22 protein-coding genes and 2 pseudogenes are annotated in these 21,711 nt (G+C 54.8%); 13 read left to right on the forward strand and 11 right to left on the reverse strand.

Going from position 1 to position 21,711, the window contains the following annotated elements; translation table 11 throughout:
* From IQ254_RS33730 to IQ254_RS33740, 6 genes and pseudogenes are all read left to right on the forward strand, one after another.
* Window positions 1–135: pseudogene (locus tag IQ254_RS33730) on the forward strand (IS630 family transposase); the annotation flags it as partial.
* On the forward strand, window positions 136–306 hold the full coding sequence (locus IQ254_RS33735) for an element excision factor XisH family protein (RefSeq protein WP_193967847.1): 171 nt from the start codon (window positions 136–138) through the stop codon (window positions 304–306). It abuts the pseudogene before it with no gap.
* The gene (locus IQ254_RS19595; RefSeq protein ID WP_193967848.1) at window positions 273–614 is read left to right on the forward strand and encodes a XisI protein; all 342 of its coding nucleotides are present in this window, start codon (window positions 273–275) and stop codon (window positions 612–614) included. The genes IQ254_RS33735 and IQ254_RS19595 overlap by 34 nt, the downstream gene beginning before the upstream one ends.
* 17 nt (window positions 615–631) lie before the next feature.
* A complete protein-coding gene (locus IQ254_RS19600; protein ID WP_228040894.1) occupies window positions 632–967 on the forward strand; it encodes a type II toxin-antitoxin system HigA family antitoxin in 336 nt (111 codons plus the stop codon).
* Window positions 968–1,301: 334 nt separating this feature from the next.
* Window positions 1,302–1,637, forward strand: coding sequence for a transposase (locus tag IQ254_RS19605; RefSeq protein ID WP_193967849.1), 336 nt, complete (start codon window positions 1,302–1,304; stop codon window positions 1,635–1,637).
* A gap of 164 nt (window positions 1,638–1,801) precedes the next feature.
* Window positions 1,802–1,971 (forward strand): annotated as a pseudogene (locus IQ254_RS33740) (threonine synthase); the annotation flags it as partial.
* A 246-nt stretch (window positions 1,972–2,217) separates the two neighbouring features.
* Here the strand turns inward: IQ254_RS33740 and IQ254_RS19610 are convergent.
* Complete coding sequence (locus IQ254_RS19610; RefSeq protein WP_193967850.1) at window positions 2,218–3,168, reverse strand: LysR family transcriptional regulator; 951 nt, start codon at window positions 3,166–3,168, stop codon at window positions 2,218–2,220.
* Between the two features lie 496 nt (window positions 3,169–3,664).
* Between IQ254_RS19610 and IQ254_RS19615 the strand changes: the two genes are divergently transcribed.
* On the forward strand, window positions 3,665–4,423 hold the full coding sequence (locus tag IQ254_RS19615; protein ID WP_193967851.1) for a DUF4114 domain-containing protein: 759 nt from the start codon (window positions 3,665–3,667) through the stop codon (window positions 4,421–4,423).
* A gap of 243 nt (window positions 4,424–4,666) precedes the next feature.
* Here the strand turns inward: IQ254_RS19615 and IQ254_RS19620 are convergent, their stop codons facing one another.
* Window positions 4,667–5,485, reverse strand: a complete 819-nt coding sequence (locus IQ254_RS19620; RefSeq protein WP_193967852.1) for a TIGR01548 family HAD-type hydrolase — start codon at window positions 5,483–5,485, stop codon at window positions 4,667–4,669.
* Between the two features lie 84 nt (window positions 5,486–5,569).
* Between IQ254_RS19620 and IQ254_RS19625 the strand changes: the two genes are divergently transcribed.
* Window positions 5,570–5,869, forward strand: coding sequence for a 30S ribosomal protein PSRP-3 (locus IQ254_RS19625; protein ID WP_193967853.1), 300 nt, complete (start codon window positions 5,570–5,572; stop codon window positions 5,867–5,869).
* Window positions 5,870–5,994: 125 nt separating this feature from the next.
* Here the strand turns inward: IQ254_RS19625 and atpC are convergent, their stop codons facing one another.
* On the reverse strand, window positions 5,995–6,402 hold the full coding sequence (atpC, locus tag IQ254_RS19630) for an ATP synthase F1 subunit epsilon (RefSeq protein ID WP_193967854.1): 408 nt from the start codon (window positions 6,400–6,402) through the stop codon (window positions 5,995–5,997).
* Between the two features lie 66 nt (window positions 6,403–6,468).
* Entirely contained in the window at window positions 6,469–7,923 is a 1,455-nt protein-coding gene (gene atpD, locus IQ254_RS19635) for a F0F1 ATP synthase subunit beta (RefSeq protein WP_193967855.1), read from the reverse strand.
* A 231-nt stretch (window positions 7,924–8,154) separates the two neighbouring features.
* Between atpD and ppk1 the strand changes: the two genes are divergently transcribed.
* Complete coding sequence (gene ppk1 / locus IQ254_RS19640) at window positions 8,155–10,317, forward strand: polyphosphate kinase 1 (RefSeq protein ID WP_193967856.1); 2,163 nt, start codon at window positions 8,155–8,157, stop codon at window positions 10,315–10,317.
* A gap of 100 nt (window positions 10,318–10,417) precedes the next feature.
* On the opposite strand, the gene IQ254_RS19645 is transcribed toward ppk1, so the two are convergent.
* The 3 genes from IQ254_RS19645 to IQ254_RS19655 form a co-directional block, all read right to left on the reverse strand.
* Entirely contained in the window at window positions 10,418–11,677 is a 1,260-nt protein-coding gene (locus tag IQ254_RS19645) for a DEAD/DEAH box helicase (protein ID WP_193967857.1), read from the reverse strand.
* A gap of 484 nt (window positions 11,678–12,161) precedes the next feature.
* The gene (locus IQ254_RS19650; protein ID WP_193967858.1) at window positions 12,162–13,091 is read right to left on the reverse strand and encodes a sulfotransferase; all 930 of its coding nucleotides are present in this window, start codon (window positions 13,089–13,091) and stop codon (window positions 12,162–12,164) included.
* A gap of 315 nt (window positions 13,092–13,406) precedes the next feature.
* Window positions 13,407–13,856: an SRPBCC domain-containing protein gene (locus IQ254_RS19655; protein WP_193967859.1), complete on the reverse strand. Its 450-nt coding sequence runs from the start codon at window positions 13,854–13,856 to the stop codon at window positions 13,407–13,409.
* Window positions 13,857–14,033: 177 nt separating this feature from the next.
* Here IQ254_RS19655 and IQ254_RS19660 point away from each other — a divergent pair, with 177 nt between their 5' ends.
* Window positions 14,034–15,425, forward strand: a complete 1,392-nt coding sequence (locus IQ254_RS19660; protein WP_193967860.1) for an NAD-dependent malic enzyme — start codon at window positions 14,034–14,036, stop codon at window positions 15,423–15,425.
* A 29-nt stretch (window positions 15,426–15,454) separates the two neighbouring features.
* Here the strand turns inward: IQ254_RS19660 and IQ254_RS19665 are convergent, their stop codons facing one another.
* Genes IQ254_RS19665 through IQ254_RS19680 form a run of 4 tightly spaced genes read right to left on the reverse strand, consistent with a single transcriptional unit; the run spans window position 15,455 to window position 19,077 of the window.
* Window positions 15,455–15,928: a GNAT family N-acetyltransferase gene (locus IQ254_RS19665; RefSeq protein ID WP_193967861.1), complete on the reverse strand. Its 474-nt coding sequence runs from the start codon at window positions 15,926–15,928 to the stop codon at window positions 15,455–15,457.
* 34 nt (window positions 15,929–15,962) lie between these two features.
* Entirely contained in the window at window positions 15,963–17,186 is a 1,224-nt protein-coding gene (locus IQ254_RS19670; protein WP_193967862.1) for an ABC transporter permease, read from the reverse strand.
* Window positions 17,187–17,198: 12 nt separating this feature from the next.
* Entirely contained in the window at window positions 17,199–17,696 is a 498-nt protein-coding gene (locus tag IQ254_RS19675) for a DUF29 domain-containing protein (RefSeq protein ID WP_193967863.1), read from the reverse strand.
* A gap of 40 nt (window positions 17,697–17,736) precedes the next feature.
* On the reverse strand, window positions 17,737–19,077 hold the full coding sequence (locus IQ254_RS19680) for an efflux RND transporter periplasmic adaptor subunit (protein WP_193967864.1): 1,341 nt from the start codon (window positions 19,075–19,077) through the stop codon (window positions 17,737–17,739).
* Window positions 19,078–19,212: 135 nt separating this feature from the next.
* Here IQ254_RS19680 and IQ254_RS19685 point away from each other — a divergent pair, with 135 nt between their 5' ends.
* The 3 genes from IQ254_RS19685 to IQ254_RS19695 all read left to right on the forward strand — a co-directional run.
* Window positions 19,213–20,316: a Gfo/Idh/MocA family protein gene (locus IQ254_RS19685; RefSeq protein WP_193967865.1), complete on the forward strand. Its 1,104-nt coding sequence runs from the start codon at window positions 19,213–19,215 to the stop codon at window positions 20,314–20,316.
* 166 nt (window positions 20,317–20,482) lie between these two features.
* On the forward strand, window positions 20,483–21,289 hold the full coding sequence (locus tag IQ254_RS19690; protein ID WP_193967866.1) for a hypothetical protein: 807 nt from the start codon (window positions 20,483–20,485) through the stop codon (window positions 21,287–21,289).
* 110 nt (window positions 21,290–21,399) lie between these two features.
* A partial coding sequence (locus IQ254_RS19695; RefSeq protein ID WP_228040895.1) for a VOC family protein occupies window positions 21,400–21,711 on the forward strand: 312 nt, incomplete at its 3' end.

A 21,711-nucleotide genomic window follows, 5' to 3' on the forward strand; every position in this document is an offset into this window, starting at 1 on the left:
TTCATTTCAAATCGTTTATTTAAGTCGATTGAAGATCTTGAAGCCCTTATCAACAAACTTCTCAATGAGGGGGATTTAGTTATAAATTGGCATCGCAAGGTGAAAAATAAGGGAAATTCGATTAATGCAATTTAGATGCGTAACAGCTTATATTTAGCGATTGATGAGAATACCTTTACCGATATTTTTAATGAACCCATCGGGGAACTGGTGATACGCGACCTGCCGCTAAATTTGCTTATCGTAGATGTAGAACTCTCGGAGGTAACGCAGTGGATACCACCACGACAGATCGAGACATCGTAAAACAGGTGATCAACCGCTACGCCCAGTTCGTGCCATCTCATGGGCAGATTCGATTGGATACGATATTTGATGATGAGCAGGGGCGCTATGCCTTGATGCAGGTCGGCTGGGATAGAGGCCATCGAGTTAAAGGCAATCTGATTTACATCACCGTTCAAGATGACAAGGTATGGATTGAGTATGATGGCATGGAACAGAGCATTACCCAAGACTTGCTCAAGGGTGGGATTGCTCCAGAGCGGATTTTCTTGAGCTTTGCCTCAGAGTCGGGTAGTCCGATCTCGCCAAAGTTGGAATATGTTGGGTAGGTAGCTACACGATGATCATGGATAGCACTTTTGGTCGGATAGCCTTCACCGATTTGCTCTCACAGATGACTCCAAAGGTTATCGAGACTGAGGCGGAATATGAGCAAACCTTAGCCGTCGTGGAATCCTTGGCCTTTAACCAGAATAGAACGGCTGAACAAACAGCCTTATGCAAACTACTAGTTTTGCTGGTGGAAGCTTATGAGGCAGAATATTACCCCATGTCGGAGGCATCGCCTGTAGGGGTTCTCAACCATATTTTAGAAGCTAGCGATACTAAGCCTGCCGATCTGGTGGGTCTGATTGGCTCCAACAGTTGTGTCAGAGATTGTGAATGGCACAAGAGCGATTAGCAAGGTAGAAGCAAAAATCTTGTCTGATCGCTTCAAAGTTTCACCAAGTCTATTTAGTGAGTAAGTAGTAGCTTTCTGAAGTGCAATGAACACCACCACGACAGAGCGAGATATTGTGAAGCAGGTGATCACACGACTTGGAAGGTTACACCGAAGGTCTACATTTTGGGCAGAGTTATGGAGTCTAAGCAGGCATCAGCACCTCCAGAACCTCAGCGACGGATTGCCCCTGGTCGAAGCAGGCTTTGGCCACCGATAGGTCCAGGTGCGAAAATTCGACCACTTTCCCAGTTCAAGGCATCAGTGAGCAGATACCGGGGAGGGTCAGTCTCTGATGGCGTCGTTCAATGTTGCCACGGGACAGGTGGATCAGGCCACCGTTGGTGATACTCGCACCGAGCAGGACCTCGAGACCCATCTCAGAGCGTTACTCGCTCAATCGCCAGAGGCCCCCAAGATCTATCTGGTCATGGACTGCCTCAATACTCACCAATCGGAATCCCTCGTCCGGTTGGTTGCAGAACTGGAAGATAAGCCGATTGAGTTAGGGACAAAGGGTAAGACTGGCATTCTCCAGTCCATGGCGACTCGAGCAGCCTTCTTGAGCAACCCCAACCACCGACTGGTCGTTGACTACTCTCAAGCATTGCTCGTAGCTCAATCAAATTGAGATTTGGTTCAGCATCTTGGTTCGCACGTTGCTCAGACGCTCGAGTTTTACCAGCAAAGCCCAACTCAAAGCGAAGATTTTGGCCTTTGTCGATTATTTCAATCGCACGATGGCAAAGCCGTTCAAGTGGACCTACACGGGTAAGCCTTTGGTCTCATAAATACTTGGGTCATTTATGCCACCGAGTACTAGGGCTAATTGAGACCTATTGCGCCTATTTACCTGTCTCAGACAAACCCCCATGATCACCCTGTGCGAAGGCAACACCCCTCTCATTGCAATGCCGGTCTTAGCGCAGCACTTGGGCAAAGATGTCAAGGTCTGGGTTAAGTACGCTCGCCCACAGCCGAAATCAGGTAAAAGGTGGGCTCAACGCCGACGTCGTGACGCTAGCCCAGGCCATGGGCCTCTAGAAGGCAACTATCCATTTGTCAGAAAAATGAGTAACTGTCCGTAATTTATAGGGACTTGACTGTAGACAAGATTGGAGATTGGGAACACCGTTCAACCTGCCTCCAAAACAACAACGACCCTTGGCCCCAGCTTGCCGCTGGGGCTTTTTTTGGCTTTTGCGCAGCGCTCAACGCTTTTCTGCCCAGCGATTTGGCCCTGATTGAGACCGATGGGGCAGGGCCTCGGGCCAAATCGCCTTGAGCTGGTCTAGAAAAGCGTACACTGGCGGCGATAAAAGAGCATCGCGGAGCACAATCACACCAATTACCCGCTCCAAGGGCTCGGGGAGTTCAGCCACGCGCAGACCAGCCGGAATCGGTTCGGCGGCTAGGGCTGCTATGATCGTCGCCCCCAAGCCCCGCTCAACCATACTGACTATCGTTGAGTCTTCACGCACCATATAGGCTGGATGCACCTGTTGTCCCCAGCGGTTGAGCAGACGGTCGAGATACTGGCGATCGCCGTCATCGGGCGGCGGCAAAATCAGAGCATAGTTGGCTAGGTCTGCCCAGCTAAGGGGTGTTGGTGGCGGCTGAGAACTTGGGGGTAACAAAACGATGTAGCGATCGCGCAGTAATTCCCACTGGTCAAACTCCGCATGGGTAGGTAGATAAGTAAACCCCACGTCTGCCCGCCCCTGGCGAAGATCTTTTTCTACCATCTCGTAGTGAAATTTCTCATCGATCGCAACGGCCACCTCCGGACACTGCTGGCGAAACTGGCGAATCACTTCGGGCAGCATGTGAGTTGCCACGCTGCGAAAGGCGGCGATCCGAACTTCTCCGGTTTGCAGCCCCTTGGCTTGATCAGCCTGGTGGCACAGATTATCGAGCGATCGCAGCACATCTCGGGCGTCCTCAGTGATCAGCTGGCCCACTGAGGTGAGGACTGCCCCCTGACGCCCTCGGTGCAGCAGCAGCACCCCTAACGACTCTTCTAAGGTGGCAATGGCATGGCTCACCGCCGACTGAGATAGATCCATATGCAGAGCGGCATCGCTAAAGGAGCCCTGGTCAGCAATGGCTACCAACGCCCGCAGTTGGGAGAGTTTGAGGCGGTGAGGGTCAGCTTTAGCCATTACGTCGTCCTAATTGATCTAGATAAGCTAGACACTAACCTCTGATTGGTCGTGGTTAGCAGAGAATGTGTCAAACTTTCTGCCCCATCCCTCTACGCTGTGTGTAAACATCCCTAACCTACCAGCTATTGCTATGGGCTATGGGCAAATGAGTAAAGTGCTTAAGCCCTCACCGATGTCCGTATTTTTGGCAATATTTTTTACCTGATTATTGCCCAAATTACGTAATCTTCATCCATGACCTGTGGCATCTACCCAGGCTGGTTCAAGAGCCAGCGAGTAAATTGGAACCATAGGAGGCCAGTTTATATAGGCCTTAGAGCAGCCTCGGTCAGAGACTGTCCCAGTTGGGGCAGCCCGTAGGCCAGTCTGCTCACCCTAGACCCTCCCGTAGTGGCGGGTGTCCGATGTAACCACACTTAAACTATTAGCCAGGTATCAGGAGATGTTTTTCAACCGTCACCTCTTAGAAGTAGGACTCGCTGCGGCCGCAGCTTTGTCCGTCAGCGTTGTGGCTACCGCCCCCGCCCAAGCCCAACTCGCTCCCCCTTCGCTTAACCCTAACGAATTCGCCAATGATCTAGGGTTTAAAGACCTCAAGAACATGAATCTGATAGAGTCTTCGGATACGTTAGAAGCAGTGAAATCGTTGACTCGAGGGGAACGTAAGGCCCAGACTCAGGCTTTTCTCGACAGCTATCAGCTCGACACCAGCAAGCTGTTTTGGAATGGGGTAGACCCGGTCGAGGTCTACTTCATCAACGAGGGCGCTGGCTATCGCAACCAGCTTTTCTACAGCGCCTACGACGACATGGGCAATCTCCAAAAATCGGAGATGATCTTCAGCGACGTTTCCTCCCCCGACAGCATTTTGAGAAATGCAAATGGTCCCTTGACCCTGGGGCAGGGCGTTAGCCTGGGCAAATTCGCAGGCCCAACCCAACTCGACTTCAGCATTAAGTCAAACGGTGCAAACGGCGGCACCGCCATGTTGGGCACCAACGCGGCAAAAAACCCTCATGGCTTACAGCATGTGGTGGGCTTTCAACACAACGACTGGATTATTCTCGGCTTTGAGGACATCGTCGGCGGTGGCGACCTCGACTACAACGACGTTGTCTTTGCGGTCCGAGGCATTCAGGCCGGGGCACCTCCTGCCAAAGACGTACCCGAGCCCTCTGCGCTGCTTGGTATAGCCGTCTTAGGAATGGCCGGTGTAGCGACCCACCGCCGCCGTAAGGTCGCTGTTCAGTAATCGCTGAGATTGCAAGACCCCGGCCTCTATCGCTGAGCCATCACAACAAACCCGCGCTCGGGAAACTAAAGGAGGTGCATGGCACCTCCTTTTTTATTTGGCTTTGAGTGCTCCCCAGGAGGCTTGTGCCACCTCTAATGATACGAAATCCGCATTGAGAAACCACGGTTCAAAACAGGGGTCTCGTAGGGGCAAACGACCATTTGCCCCTAACCGTCAGGGGTATACAACCAGGATTTGGAATCATCGGGAGTGCAGTCCCTCAATGTAGGTGGCCGTTAGGGTGCTGATTTGGCTAATCACCTGATTAGCTCCGGCTTTTTTTAGTGCTTCACCGTAGCCTTGCCGATAGGTGTCAGATCCAGTAACCACGTGGGGTGGCAGCACCCCAACTCCAATCCAGGAGCGTTTAGCACTGCCTATTTGCCTGGCCTGCACAACGGTCTGCATATCGGCCACGGTATCGCCGGCATAGATTACCGGCAGGTCATCGGACAACTGCTGCCGCTGCGTGAGCACATCAACCGCTGCCAAGAGCCCGGTCGGGTCGGGTTTGCCAGGGGCATCTTCCATGGCGATCACGACTGGATCTATCAATCCTAGACGTCGCTCTAGCACAAAGCTGGCTGAGCCTCGGGTGGCTCCGCTAAAAAAGCCCCAGGCAATGCGATCGCGACTTAATTGAGCAAAATATTCTGCATCTACCAGCAGCGGCTCTTGGGTAATGTAGCCTGTCCACTGGTTTGGGTCTGCAAGGTTAGGCCCCCGGTAGCGGCGCTGAAAAAAATCTACGATTTGGTCATAGTCGAAGGCGATCGCATCGCGGCGTTGCCCCTGCCCCTCAAAATATCGCAACACCATTTCTTGGGAACCTTCCCAGTCGTTATTCCATTTCCCTTCGCCCTTGAGGCAATCGATATCCTCGGAGGTAGGACGATACCCCCCACCCGTAAATTCTTCTACGGTGTCGGCCAAGGCGCGCCGGTAAGAATTGCCCACATCCCGCAGTACACCATCGATATCAAACACTGCGATCGCCACCGGAGGTGCCATAGAAGTCATAAAATGCACACTTGAAGTAAAGGCTGTAGCTAAGGTGGTAGAATTATAGACTGTAGTATTTTTTAAGTTGCAGCGGAGGTCTACTTGTCCAGATTTGTCCTCAAAGTACTCTGGCTCGAAAAAGACGTTGCGCTGGCTGTTGATCAGGTGGTAGGTAAGGGCACTAGCCCGCTCACCTCTTACTTCTTCTGGCCCCGTAACGATGCCTGGGAACAAATGAAAACCGAGCTTGAAAGCAAGCCCTGGATCGAAGAAGAGGAGCGGGTTGAGATTCTCAACCAGGCTACTGAGATTATTAACTATTGGCAAGAAGAAGGTAAGGGCAAGCCCTTAACCGAGGCCCAGGATCGCTTTCCCGAGATTACCTTTACCGGTAGCTCATGATTGCTCTGGAGAGATAGGTTCAGCAATCATTCCCCAATCAACGCAAAAGCCCGCTGGTTTCATCAATCAGCGGGCTTTTGCGTTTTGCAGCAGAGCAGACAGCTTGTCGATAGGGCTAACCTTGCCTATTTAAGGCCACCAGCCGCCTGAAGTCTGGCTCTAGCACGTTTCAGGCCTTGACGCGCCTGAAATGTAGCCTGCTTATCGTCTGCATTGGTCTGACTCAGGCGCTCCTCAGCTTCTTGATAAGCCGTCTGAGCCTTAACTGCATCAATGGCGTCGCCGCGCTCAGCACCATTGACCAAAATAATCACTTCGTTGGTATCGACCTCGGCGAAACCGCCCATGAGCGCAATGGGTACCCACTCTTTATCGGCTCTTACCCGCATTACCCCCACATCCAAGGCGGTGAGCAGCGGAGCGTGGCCAGCCAAAATACCCAGCTGACCAGTGGTGCTGGGCAGAATGACTTCGTCTGCCTCAGAGTCCCAAACAGTTTTATCGGGAGCAATTACACGAACAGTTAATGCCATAGCAAGGATGAAATAGGGACGATCAGATCTTGAGGGCCAACTATTAACTGGCCCTCAACCAAAAAGCTACTTCTCAGCCTTAATCTTCTCAGCGGCTTCGAACACTTCTTCAATACCACCCTTGAGATAGAAGCACTGCTCAGGGATCTCATCTAGCTCACCAGACAAAATCTGGTTGAATGCTTTGATGTTGTCTTCAAGGGAAACGTACTTGCCTGGGGCACCGGTAAACACCTCAGCGACAAAGAAAGGCTGCGAGAGGAAGCGCTCAATCTTACGGGCACGGGCTACAACCGTGCGATCGTCTTCAGAAAGCTCATCTAAGCCCAAAATAGCGATGATATCTTGCAGCTCCTTATAGCGCTGTAGGGTAGATTGAACGGCTCGAGCAGTGCGATAGTGCTCTTCACCGACAACACTGGGCTGCAGCATAGTAGAGGCAGAATCGAGAGGATCTACCGCAGGATAAATACCCTTAGAGGCCAGGGCGCGGGACAGCACCGTGGTGGCATCGAGGTGAGCAAAGGTAGTTGCTGGCGCTGGGTCAGTTAAGTCGTCTGCAGGTACATATACGGCCTGAATCGAGGTAATCGAACCCTCCAGAGTAGAGGTGATACGCTCTTGCAAATCACCCATGTCGGTACCCAGGGTGGGCTGGTAGCCTACAGCAGACGGCATGCGGCCTAGCAGTGCAGACACCTCAGAACCCGCTTGCACGAACCGAAAAATGTTGTCAATAAACAGCAGTACGTCCTGCTTATTGACATCGCGGAAGTACTCGGCCATGGTCAGGGCCGACAGGGCGACCCGCATACGAGCCCCAGGGGGTTCATTCATTTGGCCATAGACTAGGGCCACCTTCGACTTGCTCAAGTCATCGGCATTGATCACGCCCGATTCGATAAATTCGTTGTAGAGGTCGTTACCTTCGCGGGTGCGCTCGCCGACCCCGCCAAACACCGACACACCGCCGTGCTCTTTAGCAATGTTGTTGATCAGTTCTTGGATGAGCACTGTTTTGCCCACACCAGCACCACCAAACAGCCCAACTTTACCGCCCCGACGATAGGGAGCCAGCAGGTCAATCACTTTAATACCCGTTTCAAACACTGAGGGCTGGGTTTCTAAATCGGTAAACTTAGGCGCTGAGCGGTGGATGGGAGAGGTCGTATCGGCAGTGACGGGCCCTTTCTCGTCTACGGGCTCACCCAGGACATTGAAGATACGACCCAAGGTAGATGTGCCTACGGGCACGCTAATGGGAAGACCAGTATCGACGACTTTCATACCCCGCACGAGACCATCGGTGGCACTCATGGAAACGGCCCGCACTTGGGAATCGCCCAGGAGCTGCTGGACTTCGCAGGTGACGGAAACTTCGTTTCCTGCGGGGTTCGTGCCCTGAATCTTGAGGGCATTGTAGATTCTTGGCAATTCGCCAGCCGGAAACTTGATGTCTACAACTGGGCCAATAACTTGAGTAATGTAGCCAATGTTTGTCTGTTCTGCTGTGGTGACCATGCTTGCGCCTATCTCGTATGATCAGCTGTTTGAGGCGCTTTTAATTTACTGTTACATTTTAAAGCGCCATCATTTAGAGTATCACTGAGCGTGACAGCCCAGGATGATTCTGCTGACTTTAATCTCATCTACTTAGAATGCTGGTCTGCTGGATGAGTCTTGGCACCTTAACCCAATCATTAGGTTACGCAGATATCATGCCTGCACAAGAATTTGAGGGCTGATGACACTATGACTAGAGCTGATCTCGCTGAGCAGAGTGTTGATCTCAGCGACCCTCGCTATTACATTAACCGAGAGGTTAGTTGGCTAGGCTTTAATGAGCGAGTGCTGCATGAGGCGTTGGACCCACGCACTCCGCTGCTAGAGCGGCTCAAGTTTTTGGCGATTTATAGCTCTAACCTCGATGAGTTTTTCATGGTGCGCATCTCTGGGGTGATGGAGCAGGCGGAGGCAGGAGTACATCCCAGGACGCCTGATCAAACAGCCCCAGCTAAGCAGCTCGAGATCATGCGATCGCATCTGGTTAAGGAGGTAGCGCTTCAGCACCAGACTTTTGAGTATGAGCTCCGCCCGGCTCTCACGGAGCACGGCATATATCTGCAAAATTACCGTGACCTCACCCAGGAGCAAATCTTTTTTCTTAGAGATTACTTTGAGAAGCGGATCTTTCCGGTGCTGACTCCCCTGAGCGTCGACCCGTCGCACCCGTTTCCGCGCATGTCAAATCTGAGCCTGAACCTAGCGGTGCGGGTGGCCGACCCTGAAACCGGCCTTGAGCGCTTTGCTCGGGTTAAGGTGCCCAGCAGTCTGCCGCGATTTGTCGGCATGCCCGAACCACTCCGCACCTATCAGGGAGAACCCTGCCAATGGATTGGGGTGCCTCTGGAGCAGGTCATTGCGGAGAACCTAGGCTACCTGTTTACAGGCATGGCCATTGTGGGGCACCACCTGTTTAGAATTACGCGCGATGCTGACTTTCCGGTGTTAGAAGACGAGGCCGATGACCTGCTCTTGGCGATCGAGAAAGAGATCAGTAAGCGGCGGCTAGAGGGGTTTGTGTGCCGGGTAGAGGTGGAGAGCACGATGCCCGAAGACCTGAAAGCGGGGCTGATGGGTGAGCTCAAGGTCGGTCGCGATCGCGTCTACGAAGTTGATGGGCTGTTAAATTTGAGCGATCTCTTTTTCTTTCTATCCCTGCCGCTACCTGAGCTAAAAGATCAGCCCTGGGCCGCCCTGGTGCCGCCTCGACTGAAGCCAGTGGTCGATCTCGACGGTGACGATGCTAAGGGCTACTCAGAGCATCCCCCCAACATTTTCGCCACCCTGCGCGAAGGCGACATTTTGATGCATCATCCCTACGAGTCGTTTACGGCATCGGTACAGGAGTTTATTACCCAAGCGGCCAATGATGCCAAGGTACTGGCCATCAAAATGACCCTCTACCGCACCTCTGGCGATTCGCCCATTGTTAAGGCGTTGATTGCCGCCGCCGCCAACCGCAAACAGGTAGTAGCCTTGGTGGAGCTCAAGGCGCGCTTTGATGAAGCCAATAATATTGAGTGGGCTAAAAAGCTAGAGGATGCGGGCGTGCATGTGGTTTACGGCATTGTGGGGCTTAAGACCCACACCAAAACCACCCTCGTGGTGAGAGAAGAAGGGGATGAGATTCGTCGCTACGTGCATATTGGCACCGGCAACTATAACCCCAAGACCTCGAAACTCTATACCGACCTGGGTCTGCTGAGCTGCCGCGATGATTTAGGCGCAGACCTCACCGACTTATTCAACTCTCTCACTGGTTACTCCCGCCAGCAGGCCTATCGCAAACTGCTGGTGGCCCCGCTGACGCTGCGCGATCGCATGGAAGCCTTGATTCACCGTGAGATTGACCAGGCCCAAAGTGGCGGCAAGGGCAAAATAGTCGCCAAGATGAACTCCTTAGTCGATGCTCGCATTATCAAGTTGCTCTACGAGGCCTCCCAAGCTGGGGTCGAAATTGACCTAATCGTGCGCGGCATTTGTTGCCTACGCCCGGGTATGACTGGGGTGAGCGACAACATTCGCGTCATTAGCGTGATCGGCCGATTTCTGGAGCACTCCCGTATTTTCTGCTTTCACAACGACGGGCAGCCCGAGTACTACATTGGCAGTGCCGATTGGATGACCCGTAACCTGGATCGCCGCGTTGAGGCCGTCGTTCCCATCGAAGACCCAGGGTTGAACAAAGAGCTACAGATGATTCTCGACACGTTGCTGGCCGACAATCGACAGGCCTGGGAAATGGATGCTGACGGTACCTTTACCCAGCGCCGCCCCCAGGCAGGCGAGGAGGCACGCGGTACCCATGCGACCATGATGGCATATACCCTGAAGCGTGACAGCCTTCTATAAAAAGCCCTCTCCAAAAAGAGGCGACCCAATAGTCAACAGCGCACATCAGGTATGCCCTCATGCGCGCTGCCAAAGAAAGCCTTATTCGATATCCTATCGCCTACCCCCTAGTGCCAGCTCCAGCACGGCGAGGAGCACTGCTGCTACCGCTGCGGCGATGGGACTGCTGACGGCGGCGAGGCTTACCAGGAGACCTAGCGGCTTTAACCGTCGAGGTATCGGGGGAGAAAGAGGGCTCGTACCCGGCCACAACATCCTGGGTCAGCGACTGCTTAAGCAGTCGTTCAATATTCACCAGTAATGGTAGTTCTTCATCACAGATGAGAGAGACAGCGCGGCCCTCGTTGCCGGCTCGTCCGGTGCGACCAATGCGATGTACATAGTCTTCGGCCACATTGGGCAACTCAAAATTGACCACGTAGGGAAGCTGGTCGATATCGATGCCACGGGAGGCGACATCGGTAGCCACGAGCACTCGCACTCGTCCCTGCTTAAAATCTTTGAGGGCGCGAGCGCGGGCCGCCTGGGTTTTGTTGCCATGAATGGCGGCAGTCTTGAGCCCATCTTTAGCCAGTTGCTCAGCCAGACGATTGGCACCGTGCTTGGTGCGGGTAAACACCAGCACCTGCTGCCAGTTGTGGAAGCCAATAATGTGGGAGAGCAACTCGCGTTTGCGATGACGATCGACGGGGTGCACCACCTGCTCGACCCGCTCGGCGGCGGTGTTGCGGGGGGCGACTTCGATCTGCACCGGTGAGTTTAAAAGGGTGTGGGCCAGCTGCTGAATCGGCTTAGAAAAGGTGGCCGAGAACATCAGAGTTTGGCGTTCTTGGGGTAGCCGGGCCATGATTTTGCGAATGTCGTGGATGAAACCCATGTCGAGCATGCGATCGCACTCATCCAACACCAAGATTTCAACCGCGCTGAGGTCAACGGTGCCCTGACTGACATGATCGAGCAAGCGACCCGGTGTAGCGATCAAAATATCTACTCCCTGGCGCAACTGGCGGGCCTGCCCACCAAAGCTAACGCCGCCGTAAACCATCGCCGCGCGGAAGGGCATGTACTTGCCATAAGTGGTGACGCTGTCACCCACCTGAGCCGCCAGTTCGCGAGTGGGGGTGAGAATCAGCGCCCGGGGAATGCGGCGACCATTGCTTGAGCGAGTGCTCAACCGTTGCAGCATTGGCAGGGTAAACCCGGCGGTTTTGCCGGTACCGGTCTGAGCGCTGGCCAACATGTCTTGGCCGTCGAGAATAGCGGGGATCGCTTTCTGTTGAATGGGCGTAGGCTCGATGTAGCCCTGATCAGACACAGCGCGAAGTAAACCGGCCGCAAGACCGAGTTGCTGAAAATCCATGAAATTTTATGCTCCGAATGGTGCCCCTATCCCAAATCAACCTGGGCCCAGTCATAAGAGCAGTGAATGAGATCAAAAGAATGGCGGTAAGGCAAATTCTATTTGCCAACGCAGACCGGATGGCTGGCGAAATTATAGCTTAACAGATAAGGCCAGAAATTGTGGAAAATAACTACAGGCAGCTTCCCCTAGGGATATGCAACGCTGCGATCGCCATTCGGTCGTCATCACCAGCCTATCTTGAGTTCCTATCCTTGAATAGATGCCTAGTACTCCACGGCGCAAGTTTAGATACTATTCCTTAGGGCTAGGGAGCAGGGGAGTTAGGGAGCCAAGCGATCCAAAACGGTAGACATATTTCAGCCTTCGAGTACTAGAGATTTAGAGGAGTATCAACGTCAGCCGAGGTCTGGGCATGGGGAATTTAGGCCAGCAGGTAGCACGCTCCTCGCTCCTGACGGCTTCCTAGGAAGTCTGCCCTGTTTTAAGCTGATACCTCTTTAGATTGAGGCTGAGCCAGAATCTCTTCTATATCAACTAGCCAGCGGTCTGCAAACCCACCCAAAGTAGAACTCAGCTCTTTAACCTGCGGATAGAATTTCTTTGCCAGATAAAATTCTAGATCCTGGGGTATGTCTTTTTTAGGCGACTGATTTACTCTTTTCTTAAAGTCAGCAGAAATGTATTGATTAGAACTCTCAACGCTCAAAAACTGGAATATGCGCAACAACAACTTTTCAGGATCAGCTAAGATCTCATCGTAAAAACCAATGAAAAGATTTTCTCGAGAAAATTTATCCTGCCAAATTCTCAGCGTTTTGATGTAATCAGATCGCAATTCGAATGACTTATTATTAACAATATCTGCTAACTGCTCCACAGACATACTGGTGATATCTTCCCTGCTACGCCTGCGTTTCTTGCGGTATCGAATGGCTGACCAGGCTCGATCAATCGGATTTCTAAGCAGAAAAATTACCTTTGCATGGGGTAGCATGTTGTAAACATCTGCAACATCTGACTCGTCTAACATGGAATAGGCAGGCGTTATTTCTCCTGAGATGAGTTCAACCTCTCTGTCGAGTAGAGATAGATACCACTCATCGTCATGCCGACCAAGGTAATAGCGAAAATACCATCTCAGGTTTTCTAGCGACGGATCTTTCAAGAAAAAATATATAGAATGAAGTAGCTCGGTTCTGTAAGACTTGTCAACTTTTTTAAGCCCAACAAGACGCTGGAGCAGGTTTCTAGAACAGCTTAAGTGACTGGGGGAAGGATATTTCTTGGCTCGATCAAAGTAGTGCAGTTCTTTTTTGGGTGGCAGCCATATTTCAGGATGCTTGTTTAGATTTTTGTGCAGCCAGGTAGTGCCAGCTTTATGGGCACCGATTCCAATAAAATGAGCTTTCATAATTAAGGCACTATATCAACAGAGCTTGATCACTAGTACCGAAAGGCAGAAGGCAGAACGGGAATTCTAGATATCATGAGGGTTGCCGCGTGAGTAAACAGCTGGGTTATTTCCGCCTCAGAGTCTAGCGTGATCAAGTCAAGGGTATGGGACAGTGAGCCTGGCCCACAGGTTCCTACGCAACAGCCAAGTTACAACCACCAGGAAATTTAGGCATAGCGGTGCCACTCTCGAATAAAAACCCTCATTAATATAACCACAGACATCTAGGCGAAAGGTAGCGATTAATACTCATGCCCCTCAGTATTGCTTAGATTACCACTGTCGCCGATAGTGGTACTCAACGTAGCGCTTAATCTGCCGAGCCATGCGGCGAATACCTTCTTTCTCATCGCGGCGGATGAAGGGAAGAAAGGCCTGGGACAGGAAGCCAGAGATGCGTTCTTGGTGAATATATTTGGTGCGGTTGGGGCCAACGTCTTTGAGCTCAAAGACATGCTCACTTTTGAAGCCGGGGCCTGTGGAAATCCATTGCAGGCAATAGTTTTTTTGAACTACCAGCACGCGGGGCTGAAATTCGGTTTCGTCTTCACCTTCAATGCGGCGCAGCGCTAAAAAAATTTCGCCGCCGGGACGAATGGGCAGGTTGGGATCGCAGTCGTAGAGAAACGTATTCCAGCGATGCCATTCTTCTTTGCGCACAAGCGCATCCCAAACAGCAAAGCGGGGGGCATTAATGGTGACTTCGCTATAGAGACTGGGCATGGCGGCGAGGGGGTAGCCAGGATACCGTGCGTGGGTAACAGTTGCTACGGCTATTTTCACACACACTGGGAGTACAGTGCTGAGGAGGGCGTGGTCGCCTAAACTGAGTGATTAGTTTTAATATTCCCTGACGACGGTATTTTTATTTCGCTGGCGCGATCGCCCAAAGGTTTTGGCATGGCAACTCTCACCCCCAACCCCAGTTACAGTCTCAGTCTACGACTCAAAATTCCCAACAAAACCGGCATGTTGGCCCGGGTAACTCAGGCGATCGCCGAAGCCGGAGGCAACCTGGGCGATTTTGAGCTGATTAACCGCACCCGCTATGACATGGTGCGAGTACTCCACGTAGACGCCTCCAGCGAGGCACATGTAGAAGACATTATTGCAGCGGTGAAAACCGTTGAAGCGGTTGAGATTCTGGAGGTTTGCGATCGCACCTTCCAGATCCACGAGGGCGGCAAAATCAGCGTTGAGAGCAAGCTGGAGCTGCACAACCAAGACGACCTGGCCATGGCCTATACTCCGGGCGTGGGGCGAGTATGTGTTGAAATTGCCCAGCACCCAGACCGGGTGTATGACCTCACCATTAAGGGCAACACAGTGGCGATCGTCACCGACGGCAGCGCCGTGCTCGGGCTGGGTAATCTGGGGCCGGCCGCTGCCCTGCCAGTGATGGAGGGCAAGGCGCTGCTGTTTAAGAAATTTGCCGGGCTGGATGCCTTCCCCATTTGTCTGGATACTCAGGACACCGACGCCATTGTGACTGCGGTGAAGCAGCTGGCTCCGGTCTTTGGTGGCGTCAACCTGGAAGACATCAGCGCGCCTCGCTGCTTTGAGATCGAGGCGCGGCTGCGACAAGAGCTAGATATTCCGGTGTTCCACGACGACCAGCACGGTACCGCCATTGTTACGCTGGCGGCGCTGGTGAACGCGCTCAAGCTGGTCAACAAGTCACTCAGCCAGGTCAAGGTGGTGATCAACGGGGCTGGGGCGGCGGGCGTGGCGATCGCCAAACTGCTGCAAAAGGCCGGGGCCTCGACCATCGTACTGTGTGACTCGAAGGGCATTCTTTCCCACAGTCGCGACGACCTGAATGCCCAAAAACAAGGGTTTGCGGTGGCCGAGTCGGGCACCCTGGCCGATGCCATGGTCGGGGCCGATATCTTCTTAGGGGTGAGCGCACCGGGGGTAGTAAACGTAGACATGGTGGCTGCCATGGCCCCGGACCCGATTGTGTTTGCCATGGCCAATCCGATTCCCGAAATTCAGCCCGAACTGGTGACTGGCACGGTGGCGGTGATGGCTACGGGCCGCAGCGACTACCCCAACCAGATCAACAACGTGCTGGCGTTTCCTGGCGTGCTGCGCGGTGCCCTCGACTGTCGAGCCCAGGAGATTACGCCCTCAATGTATCTGGAGGCAGCCTATGCGATCGCAGCCTTGGTCAACCCCCACGAACTCAATCGTGAGCACATCATTCCTTCGGTGTTTGATGAGCGCGTTTCGGCCGCTGTCGCCTCGGCGGTCAAGCACGCCGCCCGGGTGGATGGCGTAGCTAGAAAATAAGATCCGTAGGGGCACAGTCGGCTGTGCCCCTACGGCGTCTCGGCCACAATTCGCTCCACCAGGTAGCGGGTAAATTGCACACCGTTGTGATCGACCACTTCGGTGGCGTACTGGCTAAAGCCAAATTTCTGAAACAGCCCCAGGCTAAACTCACTGGCCTCGGCGTAGAGTCGCTGGAGATGCTTCTTCTGGGCGCGGTCGAGCACCACCTGCATCAGGGCCGAACCAATGCCCTGGTGCAGACAGTCGTGGCGCACGTAGGCCGACGCCACATGGCCATCGTTGCCAAGGCCGGCAAAGCCAACCATGCCAGTGGTGTTCTCGGCGACGTAGGTGGTGACGCCCAAAATAAACTCGCGAAAGCGATCGCTTTCGGCATCCACGGTGGCCCAGGCTTGGGTTTGGGCGGCGGTGTAGTACTGGGGGGCCTTGGTGAGCACCGTGTCTCGATACAGGGCGGCGAGGGTGGGTAAGTCGGCTGCAGTAGCTGTGCGAATCTGCATAGATTGATCATCAGGCGAGGGCTATCCCGCCATGCTAGGCCGTTCGCAGCGCCACAATGGGGTCGAGCTTGGCGGCCTGGCGGGCGGGAAACACGCCAAAAAACAGGCCAATGCCCCCAGAAATACTGACTGCTAAAATGATTGGCCCAGCAGAAACACCCGCCTCAAAGGGGGTCAACACCCCAATTAGTACAATACCGCTCACCCCTAGCGTCGTACCTATGACGCCTCCGGCCACCGAGAGAATAATCGCCTCGATTAAAAACTGCCCCAGAATATCGCCCTGGGAGGCACCGATCGCCTTTCTCAAGCCAATCTCCTGGGTGCGCTCGCGCACCGACACCAGCATGATGTTCATAATGCCGATACCGCCGACAAAGAGCGAGATGCCCGCGATCGCCGTCAGCATCAGCGTCAGCGCTCCGGTGATCGTGTTGGCGATGGTCAGCAGCGTGTCCTGGCTGCTGATGTAGAAGTCGTCTTCGTCGCGAATGTTGTGGCGCAGGCGCAGCAGGTTGGTAATTTGGAACTCGGCGGTGGTCATGCTGGCGCGATCGCGAGCCGACACCGTAATAAACGAGACTTCGATACCGTAGGGCGATCGCTCGCTGCCGGCCAAACGACTCGCCTTGGTGGTGAGCGGCACCATGACCGCGTCGTCGTAGTCGAGGCCCAGGTTAGACCCTTTTTTTTCGAGCACCCCCACCACATCAAAATTGACGCCTCCCACCCGAATCTGTTGCCCCAGGGCCGACTCGTTGTCAAACAGCCGCTCTTGCAGGGTGGCACCCACCACCGCCACCTGGGCACTGCGGGTCACATCTAGGTCGCTGATAAAGCGGCCTCTGGCAACTTCAAAGCTGCGCACCGTCAAAAAGTCGGGGGTAATGCCCACCACGTTGACATTGGCGTTGCGGTTGCGAAAGGTGACTAACTGGCGACCGCTCGATTCGGCGGCCACCGCAGTCACCGAGGGCACCTGCTGGGCGATCGCCGCCGCATCGGCCAGCACCAGCGTACGCGGCACCTCTAGGGAACCGAGCTGGCGAGTTTCGCGGCTGCCCGGCACCACAAACAGCACGTTTGGCCCCAGGGTTTCGAGCTGGGCGTTGACATACCGCTGGGCCCCCTCGCCCAGCCCCACCATGGTGATGACCGACGCGTTGCCAATGATGATGCCCAGCATGGTCAGGGTGCTGCGCAGGCGGTTAGCAGCCAGGGTTTTGGTCGCCATCGACAGGCTTTCTCGCAGGTTCATAGGGGCATTCTGTTAGGGATCTGAATCGCTGAAGGTGGGTAACCAGTCTTCTGCTAAGGCTTGTTCTAGGCTCAAAAAGGGCACCTCAGGGATGAGCGCTGACCCTAGACCGCTGGCAATCAGAACGTTCTCCCGACCGTCTTGATACTCTGTCAGAACGTTTTCGGCTAGGTAGCCTTTGAGACTGGGGCTATCTTTTAGAAGATTACGGATTTGCCGCCGGAAATTTTTAACCTCCAGCGTCCAGCCTCTCAAGCAGTCTTCGCGCTCAGCATGCCAATATTTGATTTTGATCAGATGCTCACAGAGGCGCATGAGATTACTCAAGATAGCTCGGTTATCACTTTTGCCCAAGCTGTCTATCTCCTCAATTAAATTCTCCAGATCCAGATTTTCAAAATCATGGGTTTTCAAGAGAGTCACGGTTTTATCAATCCACAGCTGAAAGTCCGCATCGTATAGGGACGCTGAGCTTGCCATGGCCTGGGGGGGCTTAATTTTAGGATTCATGGTGAGTCCTTTTGGGGCGGCTGCTAGAAGGAGATTTGCTTTAACGATCTTGCCGCACAGTGATGTTTTCGAGGGATTTGCCGGGGGGTAAATCAACAAAGACGCGATCGCCCGCCTCAATACCGCTGACAATTTGAATCTGGTTGCCTACTTGGGGGCCCAGGGTCACCGGCTGAAACACAATCTCACCCTTGTCGCCGGGCACCAGCACCCCGGTTTCGCCGGCCTGGGTGACCACCGCCACCGTGGGCACCACCAGGGCATCGGCCAGCTGATCGCCAATAAAGGCCACGTTGACATTCATGTTCGATCGCAGCCTGTCTTTGCCATCTAACAGCTCGATTCGCACCTGAAACAGCGTGACGTTTTGCCGCTCAATGGCCTCGGGGGCCACCAGCTTGACCCGGCCCGCAAAGGTCTGCTCCGGAAAGGCATCGGCCACCACCTCGACGGCCTGGCCCGGCTGGAGCAAACTAATATCGGCCTCGGGTACCTCCGCTAGCACCTCTAGGTCTTGGGCCAGGGCCACAATGGCGGTAGAGGTGGCTGAGGACAGGTCAGAGGCAGAGGTAGTGGGGGTCACAAAGGCCCCCTCGGTGGCAAATTTTTGCGTCACTGTACCGCCAAAGGGGGCGCGGATGAGGGTCTCATCTTGCCGCACCTGGGCCGCGTTGAGCTGGGCACGGGTCTGGGCCAAGCGCGCTTCGGCCTGGGCGATCGCCTCGGGTTCTGGCAGGTTGCGCAGGTCATCTACCCGCCGCTGCGACTCGGTGACGCGGGCCTGGGCCTGCTCTAGAGCCGCCTGGGCGCTGCGCTGCTCGCGGGCGGCACTGTCTAGCTCGGTCTGGGCGATCGCCCCCCGGTCAAACAGGCTTTGGCGGCGGGCCAGGTCGCTAGTGGCCAGATCTAACCGGGCCTGGGCATCGCGCACCTGGGCCCGGTTGGCCTCGACGGTGGCCTCGGCCTGGGCAATTTCTTCGGGGCGGCTGCCCCGGCGCACGTCGGCCAGGGCCGCTTCAGCCTCGGCCACCGCTGCCCGGTTTTGGTCAACCTGAGCAGCGGTGTCGCGGCTGCGCATGCGAGCGATCAGCTGGCCGGGTTCAACCCGATCGCCCTGCTCGACAAACAGCTCTTCTAGAATGCCTGCATTCTCAGGGCTGAGGTTGACGGTTTGTACCGGCTTTACCGTACCGCTGGCCGATACCCGCACCGTCAGCGGCTCGATCGCAGCTAGGGCAGTCAGTTCCTCAATGTTGTAGGCGCTCTGGCGACTGCGCCAGAGGCCAAACCCAACTGCGCTTGCCACCAGCGTTACTGCGGCCACCCCGGCCAAAAGCCAGACTAGGGGGCGATGCACCTTTCCAATCAAGGGAACCTGCATAGAAAAATTTGGATATTGGCTAGAACTAAACTGCTCAGTTTAATTGTAGCGATCGCAGTTCGACCATTACCCTGGGATAGGGCACGAGCAATCTAACTGGTGTCTGGCATTGACAACGGCATGGATGAGATAGCTATGGCAGCAGCGTCCCTAGGGGTAGCGGTCGTCGGTACCGGGTTTGGTCAAAAGGTCCATATTCCAGGATTGAAGGCCCATCACCGCACTGAGGTAGTGGCGGTCTACCATCGCGATCTGGCTAAGGCACGCGCGATCGCAGCAGACCACGGCATTGCCCATGCTGGCGACACGGTGGCGGCGATCGTAGCCTTGCCCGAGGTGCAGGCCGTCACTGTCGCCACCCCCCCGTTCTTGCACTATGAGCAGGCGAAAACAGTGCTGGCAGCGGGCAAGCACCTGCTGCTAGAGAAACCCACCGCCCTGTCTGGGGCAGAGGCGGAGGAAATTGCGGCACTAGCCCGCGATCGCCACCTAGTGGCCACCCTCGACTTTGAGTTTCGCTTTGTGCCTGCCTGGCAGCGCCTAGCCGAGCTGTTGGCTGAGGGCTACGTGGGTGACCTGCGCTTGATCAAAGTTGACTGGACGGTACCAGGCCGGGCCGACCCCAGCCGCGCTTGGAACTGGTATTCTCGCCAAGACCAGGGCGGTGGGGCTCTAGGGGCATTTGCCTCCCATAGCTTCGACTACCTCACCTGGCTGTTTGGGCCGATTGGGCAGCTGTGTGCCCGCCTCAGCACCACCATTGCCCAGCGCCCCGACCCCGCCACCGGAGCACTCAAACCGGTCGATGCCGACGATACCTGTCGTCTGATGGTCGATTTCGTCGATGGCACCCCCTGCCAGGTGGCGATTAGCTCTGTCACCTACGCCGGGCGGGGGCACTGGGTCGAGGTCTATGGCGACAACGGCACCCTAGTGCTGGGCAGCGACACCCTGACCGACTATGTCCACGGGTTTAAGCTCTGGGGCAGCCAGGCGGGCAAGCCGCTCGAAGTGCTAACCATTCCAGCCCGGCTTCAGTTTCCGACGACCTATAGCGACGGTCGGATGGCGCCGTTTGTGCGAGTGGTCAACCACTGGGTTAACGATATTGACCAGGGCCGCGCTACCACACCCTCGATCGCTGACGGCGTGCGATCGCAGCATTTGATGGATTTAGCCCACCAGTCCCACCGCAACAACACTTGGGTAACAGTGCCTAAATCTTTGTTTCAGGTGTAGAAATGTTCATAATTTAAATGGCAAAGCAATCCCGATTCGCGGCTAAGGGGTATCCTCAGGGCAATCTAAACCTTGGGGTGGCCCTATCTTCAATTTCAAATCGTCCTGTAGCTAAGTCTCCCTCCAAACCATCCTCTATTTCGCGCTAACACCGCCTTGGTAATTCATGTCGTTTCAAAGATATCCCCTAGCCACGGTTCAAAAAGTTAGCCAGTTTATTCGCGAGACCCTCGTGCTGCCGACCCACGAACAGCAGCCAGGCAGCGCTAGCCTGGCCAACGACATTGAGGATGACGGCCCCCTACCCGACTCGCTCAATGCCCTGGGCGATCTGTTTCGGGTGGGAGACATGCCCGAAGACAACGTCCCGTCTCCCAATGTCGACGGACGTTGGTTTGTCAGCACGATTGATCCAGCCGAAGCCCTGACCAAGCTGCCCGGCCTGTGGATGCGCCCGGGCATTCGCCTGGTCACCTACCTGCGTCAAGACACCAAGGGTGGTATGGGCTCTACAGCAGCGCTGCCAGGGTTACTGAGCACGACAGAATATCTAGAAGAAGCCATTGAGCAAGCGACCGAGGTAGACCAACCGCCTCAACCCATGGGTATGCTCACCAACCTCATGGATGGTCTGGATGGGGACGGTTCGCTGGCTTCGTTTCTAGCGGCTTCGATTTTCACCCGCGAAGTGAGAGAATTTGGTCGCTTTGGCCGCTATGCTCGATGGACCCACCACCGATTTGTAGCCGCGCCCCCCCAGAAAATCTCTTGGCAGTGGCGCACTAAAACCCCCGAAGATTTCTCGCCTAAGGTGGTGCTGCGGCAAGATGCCGAGGTCATCGTCGAGTTTTATTCCTGTCGGGTGCAGAAGCCTGTGGCCCTATTTCGCCATCTCGATCGCTACCCTGCCAACAGCTACGCCGCTACCACGCAAGACCAGGTGGTGGCCGTAGCCAACCAGAAATCGGGCTAGTCTACGACGTTAGGATCTAGGTATCTAAACGAAAATCTTCTCAAAGGTAAGGCTGAGGGCGGTAGGTTTGTGCTCCAATAACACCGAGATAACCCGAGTGATATTGCCCTATGGAATTCAACCATTTGAGTTTTTACGTGGATGCGGTAGCCCCGTGGCTCGACTGGTTTGTCAATGCTTGGGGCGGTAGTTGTGCCGGGGCCAGGCCGCCATCGGATGAGACGGAGCGAGCCCTGATCTACCTGGGCCAGGTACCGCTCTTGCTAGAAGCCACGCCCCCGGTAACCCAGGCATACCGGCGCCAACACCCACCGGGCATTGGCGACCTGGCTCTGCGAGTCGCGGATCTAGACACCACGCTAGATCGCGTGATCGCCGCTGGTGGCAACGTAGTCCAGCCGATTCAAACCGATCCTTGGGGG

This window comes from Nodosilinea sp. LEGE 07088, from assembly GCF_015207395.1.
Taxonomy (GTDB): Bacteria; Cyanobacteriota; Cyanobacteriia; order Phormidesmidales; family Phormidesmidaceae; genus Nodosilinea.

Excerpts from the sequence above, each read along its gene's own strand:
- IQ254_RS19620 (WP_193967852.1), bottom strand. The coding sequence starts at position 5,485 with ATGACTTCTATGGCACCTCCGGTGGCGATCGCAGTGTTTGATATCGAT.
- IQ254_RS19680 (WP_193967864.1), bottom strand. The coding sequence starts at position 19,077 with ATGCAGGTTCCCTTGATTGGAAAGGTGCATCGCCCCCTAGTCTGGCTT.
- IQ254_RS19600 (WP_228040894.1), top strand. The coding sequence starts at position 632 with ATGGATAGCACTTTTGGTCGGATAGCCTTCACCGATTTGCTCTCACAG.
- IQ254_RS19670 (WP_193967862.1), bottom strand. The coding sequence starts at position 17,186 with ATGAACCTGCGAGAAAGCCTGTCGATGGCGACCAAAACCCTGGCTGCT.
- IQ254_RS19690 (WP_193967866.1), top strand. The coding sequence starts at position 20,483 with ATGTCGTTTCAAAGATATCCCCTAGCCACGGTTCAAAAAGTTAGCCAG.
- IQ254_RS19675 (WP_193967863.1), bottom strand. The coding sequence starts at position 17,696 with ATGAATCCTAAAATTAAGCCCCCCCAGGCCATGGCAAGCTCAGCGTCC.
- IQ254_RS19610 (WP_193967850.1), bottom strand. The coding sequence starts at position 3,168 with ATGGCTAAAGCTGACCCTCACCGCCTCAAACTCTCCCAACTGCGGGCG.
- IQ254_RS19665 (WP_193967861.1), bottom strand. The coding sequence starts at position 15,928 with ATGCAGATTCGCACAGCTACTGCAGCCGACTTACCCACCCTCGCCGCC.
- IQ254_RS19605 (WP_193967849.1), top strand. The coding sequence starts at position 1,302 with ATGGCGTCGTTCAATGTTGCCACGGGACAGGTGGATCAGGCCACCGTT.
- IQ254_RS19685 (WP_193967865.1), top strand. The coding sequence starts at position 19,213 with ATGGCAGCAGCGTCCCTAGGGGTAGCGGTCGTCGGTACCGGGTTTGGT.
- IQ254_RS19660 (WP_193967860.1), top strand. The coding sequence starts at position 14,034 with ATGGCAACTCTCACCCCCAACCCCAGTTACAGTCTCAGTCTACGACTC.
- ppk1 (WP_193967856.1), top strand. The coding sequence starts at position 8,155 with ATGACTAGAGCTGATCTCGCTGAGCAGAGTGTTGATCTCAGCGACCCT.
- IQ254_RS19645 (WP_193967857.1), bottom strand. The coding sequence starts at position 11,677 with ATGGATTTTCAGCAACTCGGTCTTGCGGCCGGTTTACTTCGCGCTGTG.
- atpC (WP_193967854.1), bottom strand. The coding sequence starts at position 6,402 with ATGGCATTAACTGTTCGTGTAATTGCTCCCGATAAAACTGTTTGGGAC.
- IQ254_RS19650 (WP_193967858.1), bottom strand. The coding sequence starts at position 13,091 with ATGAAAGCTCATTTTATTGGAATCGGTGCCCATAAAGCTGGCACTACC.
- IQ254_RS19655 (WP_193967859.1), bottom strand. The coding sequence starts at position 13,856 with ATGCCCAGTCTCTATAGCGAAGTCACCATTAATGCCCCCCGCTTTGCT.
- IQ254_RS33735 (WP_193967847.1), top strand. The coding sequence starts at position 136 with ATGCGTAACAGCTTATATTTAGCGATTGATGAGAATACCTTTACCGAT.
- atpD (WP_193967855.1), bottom strand. The coding sequence starts at position 7,923 with ATGGTCACCACAGCAGAACAGACAAACATTGGCTACATTACTCAAGTT.